The sequence below is a fragment of the Roseofilum sp. genome (assembly GCF_982964205.1).
In genome coordinates this window covers 1-9,985 of record NZ_CEZBFX010000154.1, presented here as the reverse complement: position 1 = coordinate 9,985, position 9,985 = coordinate 1, and the positions used below count along the sequence as shown (strand labels likewise).

Annotated in this window: 7 protein-coding genes and 1 pseudogene; 5 read left to right on the top strand and 3 right to left on the bottom strand. The window is 41.2% G+C overall.

The features are described 5' to 3' along the window. The first annotated feature begins 95 nt into the window (after positions 1-95). Positions 96-347, top strand: a complete 252-nt coding sequence (locus AC3A14_RS22780; RefSeq protein ID WP_487779178.1) for a UPF0175 family protein — start codon at positions 96-98, stop codon at positions 345-347. Here AC3A14_RS22780 and AC3A14_RS22775 read toward each other — a convergent pair. From AC3A14_RS22775 to AC3A14_RS22765, 3 genes and pseudogenes are all read right to left on the bottom strand, one after another. Continuing rightward, entirely contained in the window at positions 344-1,519 is a 1,176-nt protein-coding gene (locus tag AC3A14_RS22775) for a glycosyltransferase family 4 protein (RefSeq protein ID WP_487779177.1), read from the bottom strand. The two genes, AC3A14_RS22780 and AC3A14_RS22775, sit on opposite strands and share 4 nt — an antisense overlap. 25 nt (positions 1,520-1,544) lie before the next feature. After that, positions 1,545-2,678 (bottom strand): glycosyltransferase family protein, encoded by a 1,134-nt coding sequence (locus AC3A14_RS22770; RefSeq protein ID WP_487779176.1) that lies wholly within the window; start codon positions 2,676-2,678, stop codon positions 1,545-1,547. Between the two features lie 33 nt (positions 2,679-2,711). Beyond that, a pseudogene (locus AC3A14_RS22765) lies at positions 2,712-4,082 on the bottom strand (carbamoyltransferase C-terminal domain-containing protein). Positions 4,083-4,452: 370 nt separating this feature from the next. Here AC3A14_RS22765 and AC3A14_RS22760 point away from each other — a divergent pair. The 4 genes from AC3A14_RS22760 (at position 4,453) to AC3A14_RS22745 (ending at position 9,757) form a co-directional block, all read left to right on the top strand. Further along, a complete protein-coding gene (locus AC3A14_RS22760) occupies positions 4,453-5,865 on the top strand; it encodes a helix-turn-helix domain-containing protein (protein ID WP_487779175.1) in 1,413 nt (470 codons plus the stop codon). Beyond that, positions 5,846-6,169, top strand: coding sequence for a nucleotidyltransferase domain-containing protein (locus tag AC3A14_RS22755; RefSeq protein ID WP_487779174.1), 324 nt, complete (start codon positions 5,846-5,848; stop codon positions 6,167-6,169). Before AC3A14_RS22760 ends, AC3A14_RS22755 begins: the two co-directional genes overlap by 20 nt. Further along, a complete protein-coding gene (locus AC3A14_RS22750) occupies positions 6,166-6,561 on the top strand; it encodes a HEPN domain-containing protein (RefSeq protein ID WP_487779173.1) in 396 nt (131 codons plus the stop codon). Before AC3A14_RS22755 ends, AC3A14_RS22750 begins: the two co-directional genes overlap by 4 nt. 193 nt (positions 6,562-6,754) lie before the next feature. After that, positions 6,755-9,757: a plasmid replication protein, CyRepA1 family gene (locus AC3A14_RS22745; protein WP_487779172.1), complete on the top strand. Its 3,003-nt coding sequence runs from the start codon at positions 6,755-6,757 to the stop codon at positions 9,755-9,757. Positions 9,758-9,985: the final 228 nt, after the last annotated feature.

Below are 9,985 nucleotides of genomic sequence, written 5' to 3'. Positions count from 1 at the left end.
CCTATCACATTTCTTCACCTTATATTGTACCTCATTACAGCGCGAAGCGCTGTAAGCTACGATCGAGTCTAAACCATTCACGGGATAATTAAAACATGGCTGTTCTCATTCCAGATGATATTCTCCAAGCTTCTGAAATGTCTGAAGCACAGTTGAAGCTGGAAATTGCGATTATGCTCTTCCAACAAGATAGAATTAGTATAGGCAAAGCGCGTCATTTAGCCGGAATGCACTTGTTAGAATTTCAGAAAGAAATTGCTAGTCGCGGTATTTGTATTGATTATGATGTTGAAGAATTTGAAGAGGATATAAAAACCTTGCAAACGTTAGAAAAAAATCGGACTTAATCAAGTGAATTTAGGAGATTTTCAAGATTTTCAATTTTAATTGAATCAATAAAATTATTAGCTCTAATTCTGACCAATTGAGATTGACTATAGTATAATTCTCTACTTGAAGTAAGTTGAATAATAGCGTCAGACCAAGGTTTAATATTTTGAGTGGGTACAACCGGAATCATAGTTTGATTTTGCTTGAAACCATGAGTAACTTTGGTAATTGGATTCACTGGTAGTATAAAACCAGTTCCTAGATTAATTTCTTCAATTCCTCCAACTTGACTATAAATAACAGGAATACCTCTAAGCATTGCCTCAATGATAACCAGTGGGATATTTTCAAGCCATAGTGAAGGAACTAATAAAATACGAGTTTTAGATAAGATTTTGTTGATATCAGAAGATGGTTGAAGTATAGAAACATTTGAATTTGCTTGAAGGAGAGATAGTTCACGATCAGTTGTTCCCCATGTTGGAACACCTGCAAATTTTAAATCAGGAAATTGATTGGCTAGTTTTATAAATATTGAAATTCCCTTAAAGTCACATGGATTAACCAAGGTTATAAAACCCTTTTCAAAATTAGCAAAATTTGGAAAGGGTGGTTTGCCATAAGCAGGTAAATAGATAGGAATTACTTTAATATCGACACACCGACGAACATAATTAGACAGAAAGTAGCTATTAACTATAAATACATCTGCTTGTTTTAACACAGATGTTTTTCGTCTATCTGGATAGAAAGAATGAGAACCAAAGGGTAATAATGATGGTGTCTGTGCCAAACAAATCACAGGATATTTTTTAAGATTTAGAGACGTTTTTAGTAGTTCTTGTGTAGTATCCTCAGTCGTAACTATTATGTAGTCAGGCTGAAATTTCTGTATTTCATTATTTAAATAATCACTAAGATTTATGGTATCTGCTACAGCATGAACTTGGACATAATTAAGAGAAAATATATATGCTCCTTGATTGAGATGAGAACAGATACTAAGTTTTTGTTGCTCATTGAAAAATTGATCTTTTGTCACGCCACCCGGAGGGTCTCCGAAAGCAGGTACAATAACGACTACTGAATGCTTTCGTAATGCTAATTCCTCAGCTAAATATCGGATAGTCTTATTCGCTCCGCCTAATGGAGGCAAATAAGGCATATGCATTGTCAATAAAATTTTCATAAAATTTCCTGATTGAACTAAAATCTTAGTTAATTAGCTCTTCAACAATTTTCACAATTGATTGGCCACCATTGGTTCCAATATTTTTTAAATATTGTTGTTTATTGATTTCATAAATATCAGGCTCAATCAATCTATTTTCAATTAATTGGTATAAGTTGTCTATGTATTTATTTAAATGTAGCGGATAAGAATAAATATCGTTAAAATTTTTAAGCACAGCTTTGACTTCTTCAGATTCATTAATATGTCGTTTGTATGTATAGTTTTTACCATAATAATTATAAGTACATACAGGACTTTCAATTCCTGCATCTATCAACGCCAGAAGTTGTAAATATTGGGTAGAGTTATGTGGCAGTAGTAGTACAGATCTTTTTCCAAAGTAAACAGTTTCATAAAAAGTTTCAATTCCTGGTGTTGTAATTACTAAATCACTACTTGCAATACAGGACAGAAAAATATGATGTTCTAGAGTTTCAAATCGAACGTTCCCATAATTTTTGTATCTATTAGCCAATGCTTGCATTATATGATTTTTGCCGGTTACAATAAATTTAAATTCTGATTTATCTGTGAATAACTGTGATAAAGAGTCTGTAATCATGAAAGGATATTTTGAATTTTTAGGAACTTTAATATATGGTGACTCAATACCACCATAATTGATAAGTATTTGCTTGTTGGAATTAGATCTATTCTCGATTTGATCGATGTTCTTTCTAAATACTGCACCTACCTTATAAAGATTAGAAGGCTGTTTGCCAAGTAATTTAATTTCATGGTCAACACCCAAAAAATCCTGAACTATATAAGCATCTATGGAAATCATATCTTCTATATTAGGGGAGCGCCACCAAAAAACAGAGTCAAACATAACTGATTTGATTCCTAAGCTTTTAGCTCTTAATGCTAAACTTAAATCACTACAGCTTATAATCAAAGAATATTGTAACAGTGTTTGATCATCTAAATTCTCTAGTGGGATAAGCTGGCTTTGTTTTGAAATACTCATGCCATCTAAGGCAATTAGTTCCCAGCTAGTATCATAAGCAACAAAATCAATATTGTAATCATCTTTTAAGTGACTTGCTAAAGATAAAGCTTTTCCTGTTGGCCCGTAAGAAAAAGGAGCAGCATAGATCAGTATTTTTTTCATTGAGTTTCTAGTCCCCTCAAAAATTTAGATTAGTTATTTGATATAAACCTTGCCATTAATATTCAAGATATGAACATCTGTAGAAACAAAGAAGTTTTGACTATGTTCTTCTGTATCACAAATAGGAAAACCAGCACAATTTAATGAAGTATTCATAAGGATAGGGATTCCATTGATTTCATAGATTCTTGAAATCAACTCATGTAGTTCAGGATTATGGGATCGAGATAAAGTTTGAATACGGCTTGTACCGTCTGCATGAACTATTGCAGGAGCAAGTTCTTTGGTTTTGGGTTTAGCTTTGGCGGTAAATGACATATAAGGAGAACTATATTGGACATCAAACCAGTCCGAAGCATACTCTTCTAACACAACTGGTGCAACCGGTCAAAACCATTCCCTTTTTTTTATTTTTTCACTAACAATAGTTTTTAATTCCATTGTCGTTGGAATGGCTAATAAGCTTCTATGTCCTAGCGCTCTAGGGCCAGTTTCAGAGCGTCCCATATGCCAAGCAACAACTTTGCCATTTAGCATTAGTTCAGTTAGTTTTTTATAAATTGAATCAGAAATAGGACTATTTTCAATTCCCCGACCCAAATACGGAAGGTTAGTGATAGGTATTTTTTTGTTTTGAGAACCAAAGTGGTATAATAATGCCCCTAGAGACTGTCCTTCATCCCCTGGACAAGATGGGACATAAATATTTTTGTATCCTAATGCTTCGCCTAGCTTACTATTAGCGATCACATTTAACGCACATCCTCCTGTTAGAACCAAATTATCTGAGTAATGTCTATAATTTTGTAGTGTACTAATTAGGTTTTCGGTATACATTTTTTGCAGTGTAAAAGCTAGAGAAGCTGCATCATGTGGGGTTTGAACATCTAAATAACTACAAAGCCTATCTAAAGACTCCCGATCAAATACCCATCCTAAATGAGCAAACTTATCATTTAAAAATACCTCTTTATATTTTTCGCTAAATTCACCATATGCTGCTAAACCCATGACTTTGCCAGCAGCATTGACATCATTAAATAGTTTGTAAGCAATGATTGCCCACAGCTTACCATCAAATCCATCAAAACCTTGATTAAATGGAGAGCCTATCAACTTTAAGTTCTTGCCTTTGTAATGATAGACAAAAGAGTTTGCTTTATGTAGGGGTATTCGATAGTCTCCACCACCATCCATTGCTAAAACTAACGCGTCATCAAAATCGGTAAGGTAGCAGAAGGATGCATGGCAATCTAGATGTTGCACTTCTTCTATCTGTGATTTGGGAAAATTTCTATAAATGTATTCAATGATTTCAGGATATAGTTTTTCTCCATTATGTCTGCTAATGATAAATGTAATATTATCATTTATTTTAAGTTTATGAATAAGCAGAGAAATCATGGAAAACAATGTAGCACTTTTATTAAATTTGTAGCGCTTGTGGTTAAAAAATCGTTCTACCTCTAAATGTAAAATAATATTGCAATCATTGGCAATTGTGATACAAGAATCATGTGCATTCTCAGCTACTGCAATGTAATGCATAGTCTATCGAATCCTAAACTAGGATCTAGTTTTATTTAATACTTCAATTTTATTATGGTAAACTTTATCCATTTTTTTGCAAGTCAAAAAAAGACTAATATAGAATATAATTTCCGTCACAAAGTTGTCTTTTTTTGGTAAGATAAAAGTCTAATTTAGTCAAAAAAAGTTGCCAAAGAGCTATAAATAAACTAAAATATACAAAAGTCTATGTGTTAAGTTCGTAATGGATGTCGAAAAAATTGTTGACTGGGCTGATGAGCTAATGCTGGCGAAAACGGGATCGCATTTGAATAATCTGGAGCAGGTAGTGTTGACGGGGGTGTGGAATAACCAGAGGTATCGGGAAATAGCGGAGGAATATCATTGTACGGAAGCGAATGTGAAGAGGGTGGCGGGTGAGTTGTACAAGTTTTTATCGGAAGAGTTGGAGGAGAAAGTTAATAAGTCAAATTTGCGTGCTGCAATGCAAAGATACTATATTGCTAACGATGCACATATTAGTAATAGTAATCATGTTTCATACAATATCAATCTTTGTGGAGAACAATTGAATTTTGATGAAACTGGAAAAAAGGAATTAAACTCTATAATCAATCAACGGGAAAAAATACACGATCGCACCCACATCCCCAAATACGATCGCCTCTATCCGTACCGTACAGAGGAACTCAACACGCTCAAACACTGGATACTCAACGAAAATAGCGCCATTATCAGCATCTATGGGTTATCGGGGATGGGCAAAACAGCCCTTGCAACCCAACTGGTAGACGAGATAGCAGCGCATTTCGATCGCCTCATCTGGTACAGTCATCGCACCTTTCCCCATCTTAATGCCCTCACAACCCACTTAACCCAGTTCCTCTCCCAAGGAGAAGCAACCGAACATCGCTCACTACTAGACTACTTGCGATCGCACCGTTGCTTCATTATCCTGGATGACTTCCAGGAAACCCTCACTCCCGGTGAACTCGTTGGGCGTTACCTACCCGAATACCAAAATTATGGTAAACTGCTGCAAGATATTGGGCGATCGCCCCACAACAGTTGCGTACTGCTCCTCAGTTGGGAACAACCCCCAGAAATAGCCACCCTAGAAGCCGAAAATCGTCCTTGTCATAGTCTCCTGTTATCCGGTTCTATCGAACTAGCGCAAGAGATTTTACAAAATAGAGGATTAAACGATCCAGAGCAATGGTTAGAACTCATCAACCGCTACAGTCAAAATCCTTCATGGCTTAACATTATTGCTGCTACGATCCAAGACCTATTTAATGGTAGTGTCGTCCAATTCCTATCTTATTCTCAGCTATTTTTAGGCGATATAGAACTTATTATCAGAGACCATTATGAGCGTTTATCTGCTTCTGAAAAATCTCTATTATCCTACTTAGCTCATCAAGAGTACATCAGCGATCTGTCTAACCTTCCTTCAGAACCATTTCCCTCAGACCTCAATCTTTTAGCCACCATTTACTCTTTAAGAAAACGGGGCTTTATTCAAAAATCTCTAGACTCTAAACACCTCCAGTTGATTCTAGAACCCGTGATTAAACACTATAGCGCTTTGCACGGTAATGATAAACACTTGGAAAGATCGCCGGTTGAAATCAAAGATGACCAAAGAAACTCTTAACACTATCTTAAGCCAAACCTGTCAAGAACTGAAAACCCTATATGGTCAGCAAATTGACCAAATTATTCTCTATGGTTCTCAAGCAAGAGAGGATGCAGAATCTGACTCAGATATCGATATTTTAATCATTCTGAAACAAGACTTTCAATATTCTGAAGAGAGCAACAGAATCAGCAAAACTATTGCCGATTTATGCTTAGAACATAATACCTTGATAAGCTGTGCTTTAGCCAGTAGTCGCCAATTCCAAGAGTATAACAATAGCTTCTTTCGTAACATCCGCCGAGAAGGAATACCCCTATGACACCAGAACAGCAAAAATTGCTGGAAAAAGCGAATCGCAGTCTACAAGCTGCCAGAGAGTTAAACCGTACAGGTTTTCCCGATTTTGCGGCATCGCGCACTTACTACGCTATGTTTTACATTGCCACAGCATTTTTAGAAGGCGAGGGGTTGTCCTACTCTAAACATTCAGCAGTTATCGCCGCTTTTGGTAGGATATTTGCTCGCACTAATCGCATTCCGGTTGAGCTACATCGCTATCTCATTGATGCGGAAAGAATCCGATTAAGAGCTGATTACCACACCGAACTCGATATTTCAGAAACTGATGTGGAACAACTGGTATCTCAGGGGGAAGAAATGCTGAATTTTGCTTTAGGAAATATCGATTCATTGCCCCCATATTCACCATAGCAGTAGTGCCGTGACACAGCTAAAAATGAGGTCATAGAGGAGTGTGAGCATCTTGCTCGCTGCCTTTCTCTATGGCGATCGCCAAACGTCCCCTATATCTAGAGTCATGAATCTTCGTTAACTGACTTGCCAACTACAGATAGTGTGGTTTACGATAAATACCCCTACCTCTAGTCAAGCCAACGCAACCGCCGTGAACCACCTACTTGAATGGGAAGCCAGTGGAGTCGATCGCCAGCTTACCACCCTGAATGTCATCCCCCTCGAAGGACAAACCCCCTACGACTATCTCCTGTACGCAGATGACCTGCCCCGCCGCAAAGATGGCCGGTTGCGAGCTACCATTATGCAACGCTATCAACATCTTAAGCAAGGGGGATGGTGGTGTTCCGGCATTAACCCCATTACCGGAGAAGATGAGGACTGGGGATGCTTCAAACCTGCTCAACCGAGATATGCAGACGGCAAACCGATCAAATACGAACATCCCCCCAAAACCCCCACCCGACTCTTTGCCCTGCGGGTTACCCAGTCCATCTGGCAAACCATTGCCAACCGGGGAAACGTCCCCCTCACCCCCGAACAGATCCAGCCCGAACACTCAGATCTGGGCTTTTGGCAGTGGGTAAAAGAGAATCCCAGCCTTCCCCTGTGCATTACCGAAGGAGCCAAAAAAGCTGGCGCTCTGCTCACCGCAGGCTATGGGGCGATCGCCCTTCCCGGTATCCATAGTGGCTATCGTATCCCCAAAAATAACCAAGGTCGGCGCATCGGTCATCCCCATCTTATCCCTGAACTGCAACCCTTTATCGCTGCCAACCGACCCATATATATGGTCTTCGACCAAGACACCAAACCCCAAACCCTACGCGCCGTTCAAACCGCCATTCGCCGCATGGGGTATCTCCTGCAACAAGCCGGATGTCAAGTCAAGATCGTCACCTGGAACCCAGAATGGGGAAAAGGAGTAGACGATCTGATCGCCAGCCAAAGTTCAGCCCGCTTTCACCAAGCCTACAGCCAAGCCATCCCCTTTGAGCGCTGGAAAGCCACCATCACCCAACAGCTCACCTATCCCCGCACCCTCACCCTCAATGACCGCTATTTTCCGGCAACTCTTCCCCTACCGGAAAGCGCCCAACTGGTAGCGCTCAAATCTGCGAAAGGAACCGGGAAAACCCAACTGCTCGAAACCATCGTTAATCAAGCCAAACGCGCAGGACAACCCGTCCTTGTCATCAGTCATCGAGTGCAATTGGTAGAATCTTTAGCCACTCGGTTTGGTCTTCCAACGCTCGCGGGCGAAGCCTCTCCAGATCCGGGGGTAGTGCTGTGCATTGACTCGCTGCATCCCAACTCCCGCGCCCAGTTTAATCCCCAAGAGTGGCAAAATGCCCTGGTGGTGATTGATGAAATCGAGCAAGTACTGTGGCATGGGTTAAACTCCAGCACCTGTCGTCGTCACCGGGTGGCTATTCTCAATACCTTGAAAACCTTAATCCAAAACGTTTTAGGGGGCAGCGGTCAAGTTTGGATAGCCGATGCAGACTTAAGTGATATTGCCCTAGATTATTTGATTGCCCTCTCTGGAATTGACCCGGATGTAGCGGTGGTGGAAAACACCTGGAAACCGAGCGCTCAAGAGGCTTGGCGGGTGTATAGCTATGAGGATAAAACCCCAGAGCGCCTAGTCCAAGATTTAGCCCATCATATTGCGGCTGGGGGACGGCCGATGGTCTGTTTATCGGCTCAGAAACGGGGCAGTAAGTGGGGGACTATTACCCTAGAGAGCTATCTACAGCAGCGATTTCCTGAGCATCGGTTTTTGCGCATTGATTCGGAAACGTTGTCCGATCCAACTCATCCCGCTTATGGTTGTATGGATCGCGGCCAGAGTTTAGATGAGCTTTTGAGTCGGTATGATGGGGTTTTGGCTTCTCCAGCCATTGAAACGGGGGTGAGTATCGATCTTCGGGGTCATTTTACTTCGGTTTGGGCGATCGCCCAAGGCATCCAAGCCGAGAACTCTGTCCGCCAAGCTCTGTCACGAGTCAGGGAAACTGTACCTCGATATCTCTGGGTGGCTCCCTATGGCTTTAATCGGGTCGGAAATGGATCTACCTCCCTTGCCAGTTTACTCAGTTGCGAACATCGGTTAACCCAGATGAATATTCGCCTGTTGCAACAGTCAGATTTTACCCAGTTGGATGGTTTAGACTTAGGATTTCAAGCAGAGTCCCTCATGACTTGGGCCAAATTGGCAGTACGGTTTAATGGGGGAATGGCGCGGTATCGCGAAGCGGCGATCGGCGGATTAATGGCTGAAGGTCATGTTTGTCAACCCGCAGTAGAGCAAACGCAAGCGCCAGAAGAAGAGAGCGAACCGAGCTTAAAGACCACGATCGATCGCGTATTGGCGCAAAATTATCAGGCAGAATGTGAAGCGATCGCCCATTCCACGGTTCAACTAAGTTCCGTAATTTCACCGCAAGAGTTGTGCCATCGCAGTAGTCAAACCCCCGATCGACGACACCGATCTCGCCATCAGGAATTGTGGCAAAAGTATGGAATTCCCGTGACTCCAGAGTTAGTCAGTTTAGACGATCGCGGCTGGTACGAGCAATTGCAGTATCATTATTTTCTCACCGTCGGCCGTCCCTATTTAGCCGATCGCGATACGGCTATGGCGCGGGAATTGCTCTCACGGCGCACAGGAGGTCTCTTTTTACCCGATTTCAATGGCTCTCAATTGGGGTCAAAGATTGGTGCGATGGAACTTTTAGGTATTCCCGGTTTAATTGCCGATCCAGAGCAAGTCTTTATGAATACTGATATCGATTTACAGCAGTTACAGGACCTTGCGCTCTCGAACCGTCAGGAAGTGCGATCTCTCTTCGGTATTGGACTAGCGAAAAATTCCTCTGGAATTATGATTATGCGCCGTTTCATTAACCTCTTAGGCTATAGTCTAGAATATCAACGTTGCACCAGTCTTAAGGGTTCGCAAAAACGCCTACGCATCTATGGCTTAGTCTGTCCCCATGATCCCAGAGAACAGGTTTTTCAGCAATGGTTAGAGCGCGATCGCAGCGATCGCCAAATCTATCCGCGCATCCCGTTGACGCTTCCCGATCTAACTAAAGTAGAGGAGTCGGAGAGCGATCGCTACCAACAACTGAGTCTATTTAAGGAATAATTTAGGGCATCTTTATTCATTGCTTTTCGAGGTACATTTCCATCCTCCTTCAAAAAGGTAGGACTGTGGAATTCTCCCCAAAAAAAGCATGGGGAGATGAGAGAATCTTTTCCGACTGTAACCTGAGTTCGGGATAAGGGGAGAAGGAACAATGATGATGGGTTGGGCTTGATTGCGAGATCTCTTTGGGGGACTAGTCCCCCAAACCCCCTACTGGGGAACGAGAGC